Genomic DNA, 16,857 nt, shown 5'->3' with positions numbered 1-16,857 from the left:
CGGCCGGGTGCGCACCGCGCTGGACCGGGCGAAGAACACCGCCTCGCTCGACGTCCTGGTCGGCGGGGGCAGCGACGACGCCGAGGGCTGGTTCGTCGACCCCACCGTGCTCGTCGGCACCGACCCCGGCGACGAGGCGTTCAGCACCGAGTACTTCGGCCCCGTCCTCGCCCTGCACGTCTACGACGACGCCGACTGGCTGCCGACCCTGGAGCTCGTGGACCGCACCAGCGCCTACGCCCTCACCGGTGCGGTCTTCGCCACCGAGCGTTCGGCGATCGACGACGCCCACCGGCTGCTGCGGCACGCCGCCGGCAACTTCTACGTCAACGACCGGCCCACCGGCTCGATCGTCTCCCGGCAGCCCTTCGGCGGCAGCCGCGGTTCGGGCACGAACGACAAGGCGGGCTCGCTGCTCAACGTCCAGCGCTGGACCAGCCCGCGGGCGATCAAGGAGACCCTCGTCCCGCCCACGGACCACACCTACCCGCACATGCAGTGACGCACCAGGGAACCCTCACGCGCTCAGAGCGGTGGAAACTCGCGTTATGGAACCATAATGCGCTCAGAGCCGTCCTCAAGTCGCGTTATGGTTCCATAGTGCGTTCAGAGTCGTCGAAATCTCGCGTTATGGTTCCATAGTGCGGATCAGTCGAGGCCGCCGCGTTTGACCAGCTGGGCGGCGATGACGTTGCGCTGGATCTCGTTGGTGCCCTCACCGACGATCATGAGCGGGGCGTCGCGGAAGTAGCGTTCGACGTCGAACTCCGTCGAATAGCCGTAGCCACCGTGGATGCGCACGGCGTCGAGCGCCACCTCCATGGCGATCTCGGAGGTGAACAGCTTCGCCATCCCCGCCTCCATGTCGCAGCGCTCGCCGGACTCGAACTTCTCCGACGCGTAGAGGATCAGCTGACGCGCGGCGGTGAGCTTGGTGCCCATCTCGGCCAGGTAGTTGCCGATGGACTGGTGCTGCCAGATCGGCTTGCCGAACGACTCGCGCTCCTGGGCGTAGCGCAGCGCGTCGTCGAACGCCGCCTGCCCCACCCCCAGCGCCCGCGACGCGACCTGGATACGGCCGGTCTCCAGGCCCTTCATCATCTGCCCGAACCCCTTGCCGGGGACTCCCCCGAGCACCGCGTCGGCCGGCACCCGCATGTCGTCGAAGATCAGCTCGCAGGCCTCGACGCCCTTGTAGCCCAGCTTCTTGAGGTCCTTCGACACCGTCAGCCCCGGCCCGTGCTCGACCAGCAGCACCGAGATGCCGCGGTGCTTGGGCTCGGCCTTCGGGTCGGTCTTGCACAGCAGCGCGATCAGCCCGGAGCGCCGCGCGTTGGAGATCCAGGTCTTCGACCCGTTGATCACGTACCCGTCGCCGTCCGGCCGGGCGTGGGTGGCCATGTTCTGCAGGTCCGACCCGCCGCCCGGCTCGGTGAGCGCCATGGTGGCGCGCAGCTCCCCGGTCGCCATCCGCGGCAGGTACCTGTCCTTCTGCTCCTGGGTGCCGAACGTCAGCAGCAGCTTCGCGACGACCGTGTGCCCGCCCATCGCGCCCGCGAGCGACATCCAGCCCCGGGCCAGCTCGGCGGTCACCAGCGCGTAGCACGGCATGGAGACCGGCGCCTCGCCCCACGGCTCCGGGATGGCGAGCCCGTAGATCCCGAGCTCCTTCATCTGCTCGATGAGCTTCTCGGGGTACTCGTTCGCGTGCTCGAGGTCCCGGACGACCGGCTTGACCTCGCGGTCGACCCAGTCCCGGACCGTCTCGACGACCGCCCGCTCCTCGGTGCTCAACGTGCTCATGCTCGACCCCTCGTCGCGCCTCTCAGGATTCTGCAGAATATAGAACTTGGCGACGCGGCCCGGCCAGGCCGCACCGGTGTGAGACCGTCCACCCTGCTCCGGTCGACGCCCGGGCGCACCCGCTGAGCCGGCCGGCTCTCGACCGCACGCCGAGCACCCGCGATCATGGCGCCAGCCCACCGACCGGAGGTGCCCGTGCCCGAACCCCAGGCGGTCCTCGCCCCGCTGACCGAGAGCGCCGTGTTCCTCACGCTCGTGGTCGAGCCGGGCGGCGAGGCCATGGTGCACGACCTGCTGCCCGACGTCGGCGGGATGGTCCGGTCCGTCGGGTTCCGGACGCCCGAGGAGGGCCTGACCTGCGTGCTCGGCATCGGGTCCGACGCGTGGGACCGGCTCTTCGCCGGGCCCCGTCCCGCGCACCTGCACCCCTTCCGCGAGGTCACCGGCGAGCGGCACCACGCCCCGGCGACGCCCGGCGACCTGTTCCTGCACATCCGGGCCCGCGACACCTACCCGTGCTTCGAGCTGGCGCGGCGGATCGCCGCGGCGTTCGGCCCGGCCACGCGGGTGGTCGACGAGGTGCAGGGCTTCCGGTACTTCGACCGCCGCGACCTCCTGGGCTTCGTCGACGGCACCGAGAACCCGACGGGACCGGGTGCGGCCGCTGCGGTACTGGTCGGCGACGACGACCCCGACTTCGCCGGCGGTTCCTACCTGATGGTGCAGAAGTACCTGCACGACCTCGACGCCTGGAACGCGATGACCGTCGAGGACCGGGAGCTCGCCATCGGCCGCCGGATGCTCGACGACGTCGAGCTCGACGACGCCACCAAGCCCGCCGACTCCCACGTCGCCCTCACGACGATCGAGGACCCGGACGGCACGGAGCGCGAGATCCTGCGCGACAACATGCCCTTCGGCTCGATCGCCGGCGGCGAGTACGGCACCTTCTTCGCCGGCTACGCCAAGGACCCCGCCGTGACCGAGCTGATGCTCACGCGGATGGTGGTCGGCGACCCGCCCGGGAGCTCCGACCGGATCCTCGAGGTGTCGCGGGCGGTGACCGGCGGGCTGTTCTTCGCGCCCACCGTCGACCTGCTCGACGACCCGCCGCCCCTGCCGCAGGCGGCGGACCCCGCTGCGGCCGCCCCCGCCGAGCCCTCGAAGCCCTCCGAGCCGCCGGCCCGGCGCGCGGACCTCGGCATCGGCGGCCTCCGCGTCCAGCGCTGAGCGGTCCGGCGCAGACGGCGCCGGGCGGGACCGCAGGGCTGCCGGAGCATCGTCGGGCCGTCCCCAGCTCCCGCTCGGCTCACTCCTGTGCCGGCGCTCCGGCGAACTGGGCCTGGTAGAGCCGCTGGTAGGCGCCGCCGGTCGCGAGCAGCTCCTCGTGCGTGCCCTGCTCGACGATCGAGCCGTCCTCCATGACCAGGATCAGGTCCGCGTCGCGGATCGTGGAGAGCCGGTGGGCGATCACGAAGCTGGTCCGCTCGGCCCGCAACGCCGCCATGGCCCGCTGTACCAGCAGCTCGGTGCGGGTGTCGACCGAGCTGGTGGCCTCGTCGAGGATCAGCAGCGAGGGATCGGCGAGGAAGGCGCGCGCGATCGTGATCAGCTGCTTCTCCCCCGCGCTGACGCCGGTGCCCTCCTCGTCGATCACCGTGTCGTAGCCCGCGGGCAGGCTGCGGACGAACCGGTCGACGTACGTGGCGCGGGCGGCCGCGAGGATCTCCTCCTCCGTGGCGTCGGGCCGGCCGTAGGCGATGTTGTCCCGGATCGTGCCGTGGAAGAGCCACGTGTCCTGCAGGACCATGCCGACCCCGGAACGCAGGTCGGAGCGGGACATCCGGGCGATGTCCACGCCGTCGAGGGTGATCCGGCCGCCGTCGAGCTCGTAGAAGCGCAGCACGAGGTTGACCAACGTGGTCTTGCCCGCGCCGGTCGGCCCGACGATCGCCACGGTCTGGCCCGGCTCGGCGACCAGCGAGAGGTCCGTGATCAGCGGGCGCTCGGGCTCGTACCGGAACGAGACGTGCTCGAACGCGACGCGCCCGCGGCGCTCGGTGCGCACCTCCGGCACTGCCGGGTCCGGGGTCTGCTCCTCGGCGTCGAGCAGCTCGAACACCCGCTCGGCCGACGCCACCCCGGACTGCAGCAGGTTCGCCATGGAAGCGGCCTGGGTCAGCGGCTGGGTGAACTGCCGCGAGTACTGGACGAACGCCTGGACGTCGCCGAGCGTGAGGGAGCCCGAGGCCACCCGCAGCCCGCCGATCACGGCCACGAGCACGTAGTTCAGGTTCCCGACGAACATCATCGACGGCATGATGATCCCGGAGATGAACTGGGCCCGGAAGCTCGCGCCGAAGAGGTTCGCGTTCTTCTCCCGGAACTGCTCCTCGACCTCGGCCCGGCGGCCGAACACCCGCACCAGCTCGTGCCCGGTGAAGGCCTCCTCGATGTGCCCGTTGAGGATGCCCGTGTTGCGCCACTGGGCCACGAACTGCTTCTGGGAGCGCCGCCCGATCGCCCGGGTCAGCGAGATCGACACCGGCACCGTGACCAGCGCGACGAGGGCGAGCAGCGGCGAGATCACGAGCATCATCGCCAGCACGCCGACGATCGTGAGAAGCGAGGTCAGCAGCTGGCTCAGCGTCTGCTGCAGCGACTGCTGGACGTTGTCGATGTCGTTGGTGACGCGGCTGAGCACCTCGCCGCGCTGGCGGCCGTCGAAGTACCGCAGCGGCAGCCGGTGGATCTTCTCCTCGACCTCGCGGCGGAGCCGGAACACGGTGCGCTGGACGATCCCGTTGAGCAGGTAGCCCTGCGCGTAGGAGAACACCGACGCCGCCAGGTAGATCGCGATCACGCCGAGCAGCACGAGGCCGAGCGCGCCGAAGTCGATCCCCTGCCCCGGCACCACGCCCTGGCTCTCGATCAGGGTGGCGACGGTGTCGTCGCCCGCTTCCCGCGCCTGCGCGGCGGCCTCGGCCGCGGTGAGCCCGGCGGGAAGCTGCGAGCCGATCACTCCGGCGAAGATCACGTCCGTGGCGTGCCCGAGGATCCGGGGGCCGACGACGTTGAGCGCCACGCTGATCACGCCGAGCAGGACGACGACCAGCACGCCGAGCCGCTCCGGCGCGAGCCTGCCGATCAGCCGCTTCGCCGACGGCCCGAAGGTCGCGGCCTTCTCGGTCGGCTGGCCGATACCGCCCCACGGCGGCCCGCCACCGCGGCGCTGGGCGGCCATGCCGCGCGCGGCGGAGACGGGGTCGGCGTCCTGCCGGGGGCGGCCGCCGGGGGCGGTCGTGGTCACGCAACCTCCTCGACGGCATGCTGGGACTCGACGATCTCGGCGTAGGTCGGGCAGTCCGCCAGCAGCTCCTCGTGCCGGCCGACGCCGACGACCACGCCGTCGTCGAGCACGACGATCCGGTCCGCGCCGGCCACCGTGGACACCCGCTGCGCCACGACCACCACGGTCGCGGCGGCGGTGACCGGCGCCAGCGCGGCCCGCAGCCGCGCGTCCGTGGCGACGTCGAGGGCGGAGAACGAGTCGTCGAACAGGTAGATCGCGGGCTGCTTGACCAGCGCCCGGGCGATCGCGAGCCGCTGCCGCTGCCCGCCGGAGACGTTCGTGCCGCCCTGGGAGATCGGCGAGTCCAGGCCCTCCGGCATCGCGCGCACGAAGTCCTCCGCCTGCGCGATCCGCAGCGCCTCCCAGAGCTGCGCGTCCGTGGCGGCGGGGTCGCCGTAGCGCAGGTTGCTCGCGACCGTGCCGGAGAACAGGTACGGCTTCTGCGGGACCAGCCCGATCCGCCGCCACAGCTCCTCGGGGTCGAGGTCGCGGACGTCGACCCCGTCGACCAGCACCGCGCCGTCGGTGACGTCGAACAGCCGCGGCACGAGCGAGAGCAGCGTGGTCTTGCCCGCGCCGGTGCTGCCGATGATCGCCGTGGTCTCCCCCGGCCGCGCCGTGAGGGTGATCCCGCGGAGCACCGGCGCGGCGGCCCCGGGGTACCGGAACGTGGCGCCGCGGAACTCCAGGACGCCCTCGACCGCGGCCGGCACGACGGGCGCGTGCGGCGGCGACACCGACGACTCCGTGTCGAGCACCTCGGCGATCCGCTCCGCGCACACCGCGGCGCGCGGCACCATGATCGCCATGAACGTGGCCATCATGACGGCCATGAGGATCTGCAGCAGGTAGGCCAGGAACGCCGTGAGGGCGCCGATCTGCATCTCCCCCGCGTCGACCCGGACGGCGCCGAACCACAGCACGGCCACGCTGGAGACGTTGAGGACCAGCATCACGATCGGGAAGATCAGCGCCTGCAGCCGCCCCGCCGCCGTGGCCACCCCCGTGACGTCCCGGTTGACCACGCCGAACCGGGCCCGCTCGTACGGCTCGCGCACGAAGGCGCGCACCACGCGGATGCCGGTGATCTGCTCGCGGAGCACGCGGTTGACGGCGTCGATCCGCTCCTGCAGCAGCCGGAACTTCGGCACCATCCGCACGACGCCCGCGCCGATGCTCAGCGCCAGCACCGGCACCGACACCGCGACCAGCCAGGACAGCCCGGCGTCCTCCTGCAGGGCCATGACCACCCCGCCGATGCACATGATCGGCGCGGACACGAGCATGGTGCAGCTCATCAGCACCAGCATCTGGACCTGCTGCACGTCGTTCGTGCTGCGGGTGATCAGCGACGGCGCCCCGAAGCGGTTCACCTCGCGCACGGAGAACTCGCCGACGCGGTGGAAGACGGCCGCCCGCACGTCCCGCCCGAAGCCCATCGCCGTGTGGGAGCCGAACCAGACCGCGGCGATCGAGCAGACGACCTGGACCAGCGAGACCACGAGCATCCAGCCGCCGGTGCCGAGGATGAAGCCGGTGTCGCCGCGCGCGATGCCGCGGTCGATGATGTCCGCGTTGAGGCTGGGCAGGTAGAGCGCCGCCATCGTCCCGATCAGCTGCAGGACGACGACGAGGGCGAGCGGTCTGCGGAAGGGTTGCAGGTACCGCCGCAGCAGGCGCAGCAACATGCGTCGACACACCCCTGTCGTGAGTGGCCCGCCGCGGGCGGACGTGTGGTGGGAAGCCGACGATAGCCGCGGGGTCCGACGGTTCCGGCGGGCGATCGTCGCGCCGCGCAACGGTAGTCCGTCCGGCGCAGCGTGCCGAGCGAATTTCGACGACGGCGCAGATCGGACTACGTCGTCGACTACGTAGTTGTCGCACTGGCCGGGTGGCGCGCGTGGGCGCACTCTCGGCAGTGGCGGTCGGGACGGGGATCGGACGGGATCGGGAGGTCGGATGCGTCGGCTCGTGGTGTGCTGCGACGGCACCTGGCAGAACGCCGCGGCGGACAGCAACGTGGCCCGGCTGCACCGGGCCCACCGCGCCGACCCGGGCTCGCCGCCGGCGAGGTACGTGCCCGGCGTCGGCACGTCGACGGTGAACCCGCTCGGCACCCTGCGTGCCGGGCTGACCGGGGCCGGACTGGACCGCTCGATCCTGGACGGGTACCGCTTCCTGGTCGACACCTACCGCCCCGGCGACCGGATCTCGTTGTTCGGGTTCAGCCGCGGCGCCTACACCGCGCGCAGCCTCGGCGGGATGGTCGGCCGCGTGGGCATCGTCGACGGCACGGGGCTCGACCCGGCCGCCCGCGAGGACGCCGCGCGGCGCGCGTACCGCCGCTACCGCGACCTGCGCGAGCACCCGGACGATCCCGACCGGAGCACCGGCCCCGTCCTCGCCTACGACGCCGACGAGCCGACGTCGCCGATCGAGTTCGTCGGGGTGTGGGACACCGTGGGCGCGCTCGGCATCCCGGCCTACGTGGGGATCCCCGACCTGCTGCACTCACGGGAGCACTACCAGTTCCTCGACGTCACGCTCGACCCGCGGATCCCCGCCGCCCGGCACGCCGTGTCGCTCGACGAGCTGCGCGGCCCCTTCCGCCCCACGCTCTGGGACCCGCCCGCGCCGGGGCAGGACATGAGGCAGGTCTGGTTCCCCGGCGACCACGGCGACGTCGGCGGCGGGTACCGGGAGAAGGGACTCAGCGACACGGCGCTGGCCTGGATGGCGGCCGAGGCCACGCACCTGACCTTCGACCTGGACGCGGTGGCCGGGTTCGCGCCGTCGGCGACCGCGCCCTCGCACACCCTCGCGGGCGGGCTGGTCGGTGCGGCGCTGGAGATCGCCTTCCAGCCGCGCCCGCGGACCGTCCCCCGGGTCGACGCGGCCCGGCCCGAGCCCGCCGTCTCCGACGTCGCGCTGCAGCGCCAGGTCGCGCAGGGCTACCGCACCACGACGACGCTCGCCGCCGGGCACTCGGCCACGCTCACCGTCCCGGCCGACCGGGCGTGGACCGCGACCGGCCTCTGGCTGGAGAAGGGCGAGTACCGGTTCACCGCGGAGGGCCGCTGGTCCAGTGCGGGCCGCGCGTGCGGGCCGGCGGGCGGCCCCGGCCGGTCGGGCCCGTTCGGCGGGCTGTTCTCCGCGCTGGAGCGGGGCCTGCGCCGGGTGGTCGGCGACGACCGGGCGGAGCTCGCCTTCACCCGCCGGCACGACGCCCTGCCGTGGATGTGCCTGATGGGCTCGGTCGCGGACGCGCCCACCCCGGACGGCGACGACACGGTGTTCGCGATCGGGACGGGAGCGACGGCGGAGGTCCCGGCCGAGGGCTACCTGTACGCCTACCCGAACGACGCGCAGGGTTGCTACGGCAACAACGCCGGGGCGGTGACGGTGCACGTGGAGCGCCTGTCCTGATCGGACGGGCGGGCGCGCTACGGTGCGCCCCGTGACCGACGTCGACCTCACCGCCCGGGCCGCCGCGACCGGCGGCTCCCCCACCCTCCGCGGGTACCTGGCCACCCCGGAGGGCGACGGCCCGTGGCCGGGCGTGGTCGTGGTGCACGAGGCCTTCGGGCTCGACGACGAGATGCGCGGGCACGCCGACCGGCTCGCCGCCCGGGGCTACCTGACCCTGGCGCCGGACCTGTTCAGCGCGGGCGGCGCCCGGAAGTGCCTGGTCTCGACCTTCCGCGCCTTGCTCGCAGGCCAGGGCCGGGCGTTCGCCGACATCGAGGCCGCCCGGGCCGAGCTGGCCGCGCGGGACGACTGCACCGGCAGGATCGGCGTGATCGGCTTCTGCATGGGCGGCGGGTTCGCCCTGCTCACGGCCTCACGCGGGTTCGACGCGTCGTCGGTCAACTACGGCCAGCTGCCCAAGGACCTCGACGCCGCGGTGGCCGGGGCGTGCCCGATCGTGGCCAGCTACGGGGCGAAGGACGTCTCCCTCAAGGGCGCCGCCGGGAAGCTGGAGGCGGCGCTGACCCGGGCCGGGGTGCCGCACGACGTGGCCGAGTACCCCGCCGCCAACCACTCGTTCCTCAACGAGCACCGGAACGGGCCCCGCCCGCTGCGCCCGCTGCTGCGGGTCGCCGGGCTCGGGCCCGAGCCGGTGAGCGCCGCCGACGCGTGGCAGCGCATCGACGCCTTCTTCCGGCAGCACCTCGCCTGATCCCGCGAGTCGGCTGTTTCCTCTCACCGAGATGCACATCTCGGGATCTCCGGGATCGCACCCTCGGTGGTCTGCGGTGCCGACTCGCGGGAACGGGCTCAGGCGGCGGCGAAGGATCGCTTGGACAGGCCCCACCAGAACCCGTCGATCGTCGCCTCCCGCGGCGCCTCGGGGTCGGCGGAGGCACCGAGGGTCACGAAGAGCGGGGTGAAGTGTTCGACGGTCGGGTGCGCGTAGGGCATGCCGGGCGCCTTGGCGCGGTAGGCGGCCAGCTCGTCGACGTCGCCGCGGCGCAGGGCCTCCGCGGCCCAGGCGTCGAACTGCCGCGACCAGCCGGGCGCGGCGCCACCGGTGACCGCCTCGCGGGTGAGGAAGGGCAGCCCGTGCGTGGTGAAGCCGGAGCCGACCACCAGCACGCCCTCCTCGCGCAGCGCCCGCAGCTTCGCGCCGAGACCGAGCAGCGGCGTCGGGTCCGCGGTGGGCAGGCTCAGCTGCAGCACCGGGATGTCCGCCTCCGGGTACATGACCTTGAGGGGCACCCAGGCCCCGTGGTCGAGCCCGCGGCCGGTCTCGTGCACGTTCTCGCTGCTCAGCGCGCCGAGCACGCGACGCGCGAGGGCGCTCGCCTCGGGGGTGTCGTAGCGCATCCGGAAGTACATCGGGTCGAAGCCGCCGAAGTCGTACACCGGCGTGACGTGCGCGGCGCTGCTGGAGATCGCGAGCGGCGCCTCCTCCCAGTGCGCCGACACGATGAGCACGGCCTTCGGCCGCGGCATCGAGCGCGCCCAGGCGAACAGCTCCTCCATCCACGCCGGGTCCTCGAACAGCGGCGGCGCGCCGTGGCTGAGGTAGAGGGCGGGCAGCGGCCCGTCGGCCGGCGTCCACGCGGCGTGCTCGCCGGCCCGCTCGACCCGGGCGAGGTGGGTCTCGTAGGGGTGCACCGGCATCTTCGACTCCGTTCGTCCTGCTTTGTTCAACGTTCAACTGAACTCTCAACCAAGATAGGCGGCGCCGGGACGACTGTCAAAGGCCGGGATCGGGAAGGCCTGAGGGAGACCGCCGGGAGGAGGAGCGCATGCAGTACGTGAAGCTGGGGTCGACCGGCCTGGACGTGTCCCGCATCTGCCTGGGGGCGATGAGCTTCGGCGAGCCCGGGCGCGGGCGGCACGACTGGACGCTGGACGAGGACGACGCGCGCCCGATCATCCTGCGCGCACTCGAGGCGGGCGTGAACTTCGTCGACACCGCCAACGTCTACTCCGCGGGCGGCAGCGAGGAGATCCTCGGGAAGGTCCTCGCCGAGTACGGGCACCGGGACGAGATCGTGCTGGCCACGAAGGTCAACGGCCGGATGCGGCCGGGGCCGAACGGGCAGGGCCTGTCGCGCAAGGCGATCCTGAGCGAGCTCGACGCCAGCCTGCGCCGGCTCGGCGTGGACCACGTGGACCTCTACCAGATCCACCGGTGGGACCCGCACACGCCGATCGAGGTCACGATGGAGGCGCTGCACGACGTCGTGAAGGCCGGCAAGGTGCTGCACCTGGGCGCTTCGTCGATGTGGGCCTGGCAGTTCGCGAAGGCCCAGCACATCGCCGAGCGGCACGGCTGGACGCCGTTCGCGACCATGCAGAACCACTACAACCTCCTCTACCGCGAGGAGGAGCGGGAGATGCTGCCGCTGTGCGCCGACCAGGGCGTCGGGGTGATCCCGTGGAGCCCGCTGGCCCGCGGGCGGCTGACCCGGCCCTGGGACGCGACGACGGCCCGCACGGAGACGGACGAGTTCGGCAGGAGCCTCTACCGGGACGAGGACCGCGAGATCGTGGACCGGGTTCTGGACCTCGCGGAACGTCGAGGACTACTGCCGGCGCAGATCGGGCTGGCGTGGCTGCTGAGCAAGCCCACGGTGACCGCACCGATCGTCGGGGCCACGAAGCGCCAGCACCTCGAGGACGCGCTCTCCGCCGTCGACGTCACGTTGTCGGCGGAGGAGGTCGCCTTCCTCGAGGAGCCGTACCGACCGCACGAGGTGGCCGGCTTCGTCTGAGCGGCCGCGGGATCCGCCGTGTCGCCGGTCACGCCGCGAGGGCGGCGTAGCGGCCGTCGTCGGCGACCAGCGTCTCGTGCGTCCCCCGCTCGACGACGCGGCCGTGGTCGAGCACCGCGATCTCGTCGGCGTCGCGCACGGTGGAGAGCCGGTGCGCGATGGTGATCGTGGTGCGGCCCTTCGCCAGCTCGGTGAAGGCGCGCTGCACCGCGCGCTCGGTCTCGGTGTCCAGCGCACTGGTGGCCTCGTCGAGGACCAGCACCTTCGGGTCGCGCAGCAGGGTGCGGGCGATCGCGATCCGCTGCTTCTCACCGCCGGAGAACCGGTACCCGCGGGAGCCGACCACGGTGTCGTAGCCCTCCGGCAGGCTCGCGATCAGGTCGTGGACATGCGCGGCGCGGGCCGCGGCCTCGATCTCGCCGTCCGTCGCGTCGGGCCTGGCGTGCCGCAGGTTCTCCCGCACCGTCGCGTGCAGCAGGTAGGTCTCCTGGCTCACCACGCCGACGATCCGGGCGAGGTCGGCCAGCCGCAGGTCCCGGACGTCGACGCCGTCGATCGTGATCCGGCCGGCGTCGGGGTCGCGCAGCCGCGGCACCAGGGACGCGAGCGTCGACTTGCCGGAGCCGGTCTCCCCCACGAGCGCGAGGGTGGTGCCGGCGGGCACCTCCAGGTTCACGCCCGCGACGGCCGCGGTGTCGCTGCCCGGGTAGGCGAAGGTCACGTCCTCGAAGCGGACGTGCCCGCGCACCCGCGCGGGGTCGACGGCGACGGGTTCGGCCGGGTCGTCGACCTCGACCGGCAGGTCCAGGTACTCGAAGATCCGGGCGAACAGGGCCAGCGAGCTGACCAGCGAGACGCCGACGTCGAGCAGGCCCGTGAGCGGCCGGAACAGGCTGCCCTGCAGGCTCGTGAAGGCGATCAGGGTGCCAACGGTCAGTGCTCCCCCCGCTGCGCCGGCGGTGATCGGCAGGCCGGCGGACAGGTAGATCACCGCGGGAATGGCGGCGAAGATGATGCTCATGGTGGCCATCCGCCACCGGCCGGCCAGCTGGCTGCGCAGCTCGAGGTCGACCAGCCGTTCCGAGGAGGCCGTGAAGCGGTCGACGAGGGCGGGGCCGGCGCCGAGCGTCTTGCTCAGCTGGATGCCGGAGATCGAGAGGCCCTCCTCGATCGTCACGTTGAGGTCGGCGAGCTCGCGCTGCTGGCGCGCGGTGATGCTGCGGCGCATCCGGGCGACGCGGCGGGACAGCAGGACCGCGGGCGGCAGCACGAGCAGCGAGATCAGCGTGAGCTGCCAGGACAGGGCGAGCATCGCGACCAGGGTGGCCACGGTCGTGGTGAGGTTCGAGGCGATCGACGTGGCCGTGGAGGTGACCACGGACTGCATGCCGCCGATGTCGTTGGTGATGCGGGACTGCACCTCGCCGGTGCGGGTGCGGGTGAAGAAGCCGAGCGACTGGCGCTGCAGGTGCGCGAAGACGTCCGTGCGCAGCCGGTGCATGACCTGCTGGCCGACCCGGGTCGAGATCCAGGTCTGGACCACGCCGAAGGCGGCGGTCAGCGCGGCGACGCCGACCATGCCGGCCACCAGCCAGGCCAGCAGCGGCACGTCGCGGTTCGGCAGCGCGACGTCGAGCACCTCGCGGAGCAGGAAGGGCGAGGCCATGCCCACCACGGACGAGGCGACGATGATCGCCACGACCAGGGCGAGCGGCCGGCGGTACGGGGTGAAGAGCCGGCCGATCCGGCGCAGCGAGACCTCGCGGGCCTGCTGCTTCTCGGCGGCCGACGGGGCGCGTCGGCCCGGGCGCTCCGGACGGTCCGGGCGGCCCTGGGCGTGCTGTGTCTGCGGATCCAAGTGCGTGTCCCCTCTCGACGTTTGCTGAGGTTACCTCAACATGAGGGAACAACACGACCCGCTGGTACGGTATTCCCCGTGAGCGAGGGGGAGGAGACGCTGGCCGAGGCCTTCTGGGCCGTCGCGCGCATGCTCCGTGGCCGCAACAAGGAGGCACTGGCGCCCTGGGACGTCACGCCCTCGCAGTTCCGGGCGGTCGCCATGCTCGCCCGGCACGGCCGGGTACGCCTGTCGACGCTCGCCGAGCACCTGCGGATCGCCCCGCGCTCGGCCACGGAGGTGGTCGACGACCTGCAGGAACGCGGTCTCGCCGAGCGTACCCCGGACCCGGCGGACCGGCGGGCCACGCTCGTCGCACTGACCGAGAAGGGCCTCGCGCTCGCCCACGAGGTGCGGGCGGCGCGGCAGGCCCAGACCGAGAGTCTGTTCGCCGGGCTGGACGAGCGCGACCGCGCCGACCTCGCCCGGATCCTGCGCACCCTGCGCGCCGCCGGACCCGACGAGGCCCGGGCCGTCCCGTCCGACCGGGGTGATGTGCAGCCGGCCGCCGGAACGGGAACATCGTCGCCGTGAACCGCTTCACCACGACCACCGAGTCGGAGGCCGTCGTCGAGGCCGGGCGCGCCGCCGTCTGGGCCGCGCTCACCGATCCCGAGCTGCTCCCCCGGCTCACCCCGTTGCTGACCAGCATCGAGACCGACGGCGATCGCTGGCGGTGGAGCATGATGCGCCTGGCCGTGCTCGGAGTCGGGATCCAGCCGACCTTCACCGAGCGGATGCGGTTCACCGACGGGCCCGAGGAGTCCCGCATCGACTTCACGCACGAGCCGCCGCCGGCGGCGCACGAGTTCACCGGGGCCGAGGGCTGGTACCGGCTGCGGGACGCCGAGGGCGGCACGCACCTGGCGATCCGGCTGACCCTGCACGTGGAGCTGCCGCTCTCCCGGCTCGCCGCGCCCGCGGTCGTCGGGCTGATGAACGTCACGCTGCAGCGCACCGGGGACCGGTTCGTCACCAACCTGCTGCACCACCTCGACGCCGACGAGGTCCCGGGCAGCCGGGTCACCCGCTGAACGCGCCGGCGGCCCCCCGACCACGCTGTCGGGGGGCCGCCGGGTTACGGAAACGTCAGGGGATGACCAGCGCGGAGCGTGCCGCGGTGTCGTCGAGGTCGCTCACGGCCAGGCCGAGCCCGGTCAGCCGCGGCGGCACGCCGTCGGCCACCCAGCGGTCCAGCAGCAGCCGGACCTTGTCCGCCATCTGCGTGCGCAGCATGGTGAAGGACTCCTCGGCGGTCACGGCGTCGTCGCGGGACATGCCGACCCGGCCGAGCAGCAGCCACCAGGCCCACGCGGCCGCGCCGGCGTTGGCCACGAAGTCCGGCACCACCGGGACGCCGCGGGCGGCGAGCATGGCCTCGGCCTCCGGTGTGGTGGCGGCGTTCGCCGCCTCGACGACGACCCTGGCGGCCACGTCGTAGCTGTTGTCCGGGGTGATCGCGTAGGAGATCGCGGCCGGCACGAAGACGTCGGCCGGCAGCCCGACGACCGCGGACCGGGGCAGTTGCGCGACGCCGGCGGGCAGCCGGGTGCGGTCGATCTCGCCGAAGCCGTCCCGCAGCTCGAGCAGGGCCGGGACGTCGAGCCCCGCCGGGTCGTAGAGGGTGCCGGCGGCGTCGGCCATCGCGACCACGCGCATGCCGGCCTCGTGCAGGTACCAGGCCGCGCCGCCGCCCATGGTGCCGATGCCCTGGATGGCGACGGTGGTGCCCGCGACGGCCCAGCCGAAGGCGGAGGCGGCGCCGAGGCAGGCGTGTGCCACGCCGTAGCCGCCGATGACGTCGCCGAGCAGCCCGCCGGGCACGCGCGCGTCGAGGCCCTGGCGGACCCGCGCGAGGGTGGCCGCCGGGTCCGCGGAGCGCGAGATGGCCGCGTGGTACGACTGGCCGAGCCCGATGCGCGCGAACACCTCGTCGATCAGGTGCTGGGGCACGCCGAGGTCCTCGGCGGTGACCCAGTGGGCGTCGATCCACGGGCGCATGGCCTCGCAGAAGCGCTCCAGCACCCCGACCGCGCGGGGGTCCTTCGGGTCGAAGTCGATGCCGCCCTTGGCCCCGCCGACCGGCAGGTCGAAGGCCGCGGTCTTCGCGGCCATGCCGCGGGCCAGGTCCTCGACCTCGGACAGGGTGCAGCCGGCCCGCATCCGGGTCCCGCCGGTGGCGATCCCCGAGCGGAGCGTGTGCACGACGAGGTGGCCGCGAGCGCCGGTGACGGGGTCGGTCCACGTCACGCGCAGGTAGGGCTCGCGGTCCCGCCGGGCGGGAGCGGCGGCCGCGGGAAGGACTGCGGGCACCGGCGCGGCCGGCACCTCGATCGGCGTTCCCAGCGGCCCCATCGGCTCCTGCATCGTGGTCACGTCGGCGGACCTCCCGGTCTGACGGCTCGGGGCACGACGGACCGCGCCGGGCCCGTCGGGGCGGCGGCGTGCGGGTCGTGCCGGGGTGGCCGGCGATCTCCGCCGGTGCCCCCACTGTGCGGCAGCGGCGCGGCCGGCGTCCATCAAGGAATCGTGGAGGGTCGCGTTCACGGTTCCTGCACGAGCGGATCCGCCCGCCTACGGTGGGCCCGTGGAGCTCTCCCTCTCACGCCTGCGGATGCTCCGGGAGCTGCACCGGCGGGGCACGGTCACGGCCGCGGCGGCGGCCCTGCACTACACCGCGTCGGCCGTGTCGCAACAGCTCGCCCAGCTGGAACGCGACGTCGGCGGCACGCTGTTCGAGCGGCTCGGCCGCCGGGTGCAGCTCACCGAGCTGGGCATGGTGCTCGCCGAGCACGCCGAGGAGATCCTGGCCTCGGTGGAGCGCGCCGAGCTCGCCGTCGAGGAGGCCCAGCAGGCCCGGTCCGTGCGGCTGACCGCCGGGGTCTGGGCGTCGGTCGCCTCCGGCCTGCTGCCCGACGCGCTGGCCTCCCTCGCCGCCGAGCACCCCGGCATCCAGGTGCGGACCCGCGAGCTCGCGCCCGAGGAGACCGCGGGCGCTGTCCGCGACGGCGCCCTCGACTTCTCGTTCGTGATCGACTACTCCGGGCACCCCATGTCCTGGGACCCCGCGCTGACCCGGGAGGTCGTGGCCGTCGAGCGGCTGTACGCGGCGGTTCCGGCCGGCACCGTGCCGGGCGCGACGGTCACCCTCGGCGAGCTGGCCGACCAGCCCTGGATCCTCGCCGGACCACGGTCGCACTTCGGCCGGGCGGTGCGCGTCGCCTGCCGCCGCGCCGGCTTCGACCCGGCCACGACCCACGAGGTCGAGGAGCAGTTCACCGCACTCGCGTTGGTCGCCGCGGGCCTGGGGGTCACGCTCGTCTCGGACCTCGGGTTGGTGCAGCGCCCGCCCGGCACCGACCACGCGATCGACGTCGTGGCCCTCACCGAGCCCGTCATGCGCACGGTCTCGATCGCCTACCGCACCAAGGCCACCCGGCGCCCCGCGCTGCACCTGGTGATCGCCGCGGTGCGGGAGGCTGCCGCGGCGAGGGGAGTCGGGGCGGAGGCGAGCTTCGGGCTCCCCGCACCGGACGGTGCTGCGGACGCGCACGGGCCCCGGCTGCCGCTCCCCTGAC

General features: G+C 73.3%; 14 protein-coding genes. 8 read left to right on the top strand and 6 right to left on the bottom strand.

Annotated elements, in window-relative coordinates; genetic code table 11:
* Nucleotides 1-502: aldehyde dehydrogenase family protein (locus tag LWC35_RS08120; protein WP_232869361.1), on the top strand; the 502-nt coding region annotated here is incomplete at its 5' end.
* Between the two features lie 146 nt (nucleotides 503-648).
* On the opposite strand, the gene LWC35_RS08115 is transcribed toward LWC35_RS08120, so the two are convergent.
* Nucleotides 649-1,803, bottom strand: coding sequence for an acyl-CoA dehydrogenase family protein (locus LWC35_RS08115; protein ID WP_232869359.1), 1,155 nt, complete (start codon nucleotides 1,801-1,803; stop codon nucleotides 649-651).
* A 195-nt stretch (nucleotides 1,804-1,998) separates the two neighbouring features.
* On the opposite strand from LWC35_RS08115, the gene LWC35_RS08110 reads away from it, so the two are divergent.
* On the top strand, nucleotides 1,999-3,033 hold the full coding sequence (locus tag LWC35_RS08110; protein WP_232869354.1) for a Dyp-type peroxidase: 1,035 nt from the start codon (nucleotides 1,999-2,001) through the stop codon (nucleotides 3,031-3,033).
* A 79-nt stretch (nucleotides 3,034-3,112) separates the two neighbouring features.
* On the opposite strand, the gene LWC35_RS08105 is transcribed toward LWC35_RS08110, so the two are convergent.
* Both LWC35_RS08105 and LWC35_RS08100 read right to left on the bottom strand, forming a co-directional pair.
* Nucleotides 3,113-5,047: an ABC transporter ATP-binding protein gene (locus LWC35_RS08105; RefSeq protein WP_232869379.1), complete on the bottom strand. Its 1,935-nt coding sequence runs from the start codon at nucleotides 5,045-5,047 to the stop codon at nucleotides 3,113-3,115.
* Nucleotides 5,048-5,109: 62 nt separating this feature from the next.
* On the bottom strand, nucleotides 5,110-6,843 hold the full coding sequence (locus tag LWC35_RS08100; RefSeq protein ID WP_232869353.1) for an ABC transporter ATP-binding protein: 1,734 nt from the start codon (nucleotides 6,841-6,843) through the stop codon (nucleotides 5,110-5,112).
* Nucleotides 6,844-7,114: 271 nt separating this feature from the next.
* Between LWC35_RS08100 and LWC35_RS08095 the strand changes: the two genes are divergently transcribed.
* Entirely contained in the window at nucleotides 7,115-8,581 is a 1,467-nt protein-coding gene (locus LWC35_RS08095) for a T6SS phospholipase effector Tle1-like catalytic domain-containing protein (RefSeq protein WP_232869352.1), read from the top strand.
* 31 nt (nucleotides 8,582-8,612) lie between these two features.
* Entirely contained in the window at nucleotides 8,613-9,335 is a 723-nt protein-coding gene (locus LWC35_RS08090) for a dienelactone hydrolase family protein (protein WP_232869351.1), read from the top strand.
* A gap of 98 nt (nucleotides 9,336-9,433) precedes the next feature.
* Here the strand turns inward: LWC35_RS08090 and LWC35_RS08085 are convergent, their stop codons facing one another.
* Complete coding sequence (locus tag LWC35_RS08085; RefSeq protein ID WP_232869350.1) at nucleotides 9,434-10,282, bottom strand: dioxygenase family protein; 849 nt, start codon at nucleotides 10,280-10,282, stop codon at nucleotides 9,434-9,436.
* A 128-nt stretch (nucleotides 10,283-10,410) separates the two neighbouring features.
* Between LWC35_RS08085 and LWC35_RS08080 the strand changes: the two genes are divergently transcribed.
* Complete coding sequence (locus LWC35_RS08080; RefSeq protein ID WP_232869349.1) at nucleotides 10,411-11,382, top strand: aldo/keto reductase; 972 nt, start codon at nucleotides 10,411-10,413, stop codon at nucleotides 11,380-11,382.
* A 28-nt stretch (nucleotides 11,383-11,410) separates the two neighbouring features.
* Here the strand turns inward: LWC35_RS08080 and LWC35_RS08075 are convergent, their stop codons facing one another.
* A complete protein-coding gene (locus LWC35_RS08075; RefSeq protein WP_269803751.1) occupies nucleotides 11,411-13,240 on the bottom strand; it encodes an ABC transporter ATP-binding protein in 1,830 nt (609 codons plus the stop codon).
* A gap of 78 nt (nucleotides 13,241-13,318) precedes the next feature.
* On the opposite strand from LWC35_RS08075, the gene LWC35_RS08070 reads away from it, so the two are divergent.
* Nucleotides 13,319-13,813: a MarR family winged helix-turn-helix transcriptional regulator gene (locus LWC35_RS08070; protein ID WP_232869347.1), complete on the top strand. Its 495-nt coding sequence runs from the start codon at nucleotides 13,319-13,321 to the stop codon at nucleotides 13,811-13,813.
* Nucleotides 13,810-14,313 (top strand): SRPBCC family protein, encoded by a 504-nt coding sequence (locus LWC35_RS08065; RefSeq protein ID WP_232869345.1) that lies wholly within the window; start codon nucleotides 13,810-13,812, stop codon nucleotides 14,311-14,313. Before LWC35_RS08070 ends, LWC35_RS08065 begins: the two co-directional genes overlap by 4 nt.
* Nucleotides 14,314-14,368: 55 nt before the next feature.
* Here the strand turns inward: LWC35_RS08065 and LWC35_RS08060 are convergent, their stop codons facing one another.
* On the bottom strand, nucleotides 14,369-15,655 hold the full coding sequence (locus LWC35_RS08060; RefSeq protein ID WP_232869343.1) for a Glu/Leu/Phe/Val dehydrogenase dimerization domain-containing protein: 1,287 nt from the start codon (nucleotides 15,653-15,655) through the stop codon (nucleotides 14,369-14,371).
* 211 nt (nucleotides 15,656-15,866) lie between these two features.
* Between LWC35_RS08060 and LWC35_RS08055 the strand changes: the two genes are divergently transcribed.
* Entirely contained in the window at nucleotides 15,867-16,856 is a 990-nt protein-coding gene (locus LWC35_RS08055) for a LysR family transcriptional regulator (RefSeq protein WP_232869342.1), read from the top strand.
* The last annotated feature ends 1 nt before the right edge of the window (nucleotide 16,857 follow it).

Origin of the sequence: Pseudonocardia kujensis, assembly GCF_021283305.1 — a bacterium.
Classification (GTDB): domain Bacteria; phylum Actinomycetota; class Actinomycetes; order Mycobacteriales; family Pseudonocardiaceae; genus Pseudonocardia; species Pseudonocardia kujensis.
This window is presented reverse-complemented; position numbering and strand designations above follow the sequence as displayed.

Excerpts from the sequence above, each read along its gene's own strand:
- LWC35_RS08115 (WP_232869359.1), bottom strand. The coding sequence starts at position 1,803 with ATGAGCACGTTGAGCACCGAGGAGCGGGCGGTCGTCGAGACGGTCCGG.
- LWC35_RS08095 (WP_232869352.1), top strand. The coding sequence starts at position 7,115 with ATGCGTCGGCTCGTGGTGTGCTGCGACGGCACCTGGCAGAACGCCGCG.
- LWC35_RS08100 (WP_232869353.1), bottom strand. The coding sequence starts at position 6,843 with ATGTTGCTGCGCCTGCTGCGGCGGTACCTGCAACCCTTCCGCAGACCG.
- LWC35_RS08105 (WP_232869379.1), bottom strand. The coding sequence starts at position 5,047 with ATGGCCGCCCAGCGCCGCGGTGGCGGGCCGCCGTGGGGCGGTATCGGC.
- LWC35_RS08085 (WP_232869350.1), bottom strand. The coding sequence starts at position 10,282 with ATGCCGGTGCACCCCTACGAGACCCACCTCGCCCGGGTCGAGCGGGCC.
- LWC35_RS08080 (WP_232869349.1), top strand. The coding sequence starts at position 10,411 with ATGCAGTACGTGAAGCTGGGGTCGACCGGCCTGGACGTGTCCCGCATC.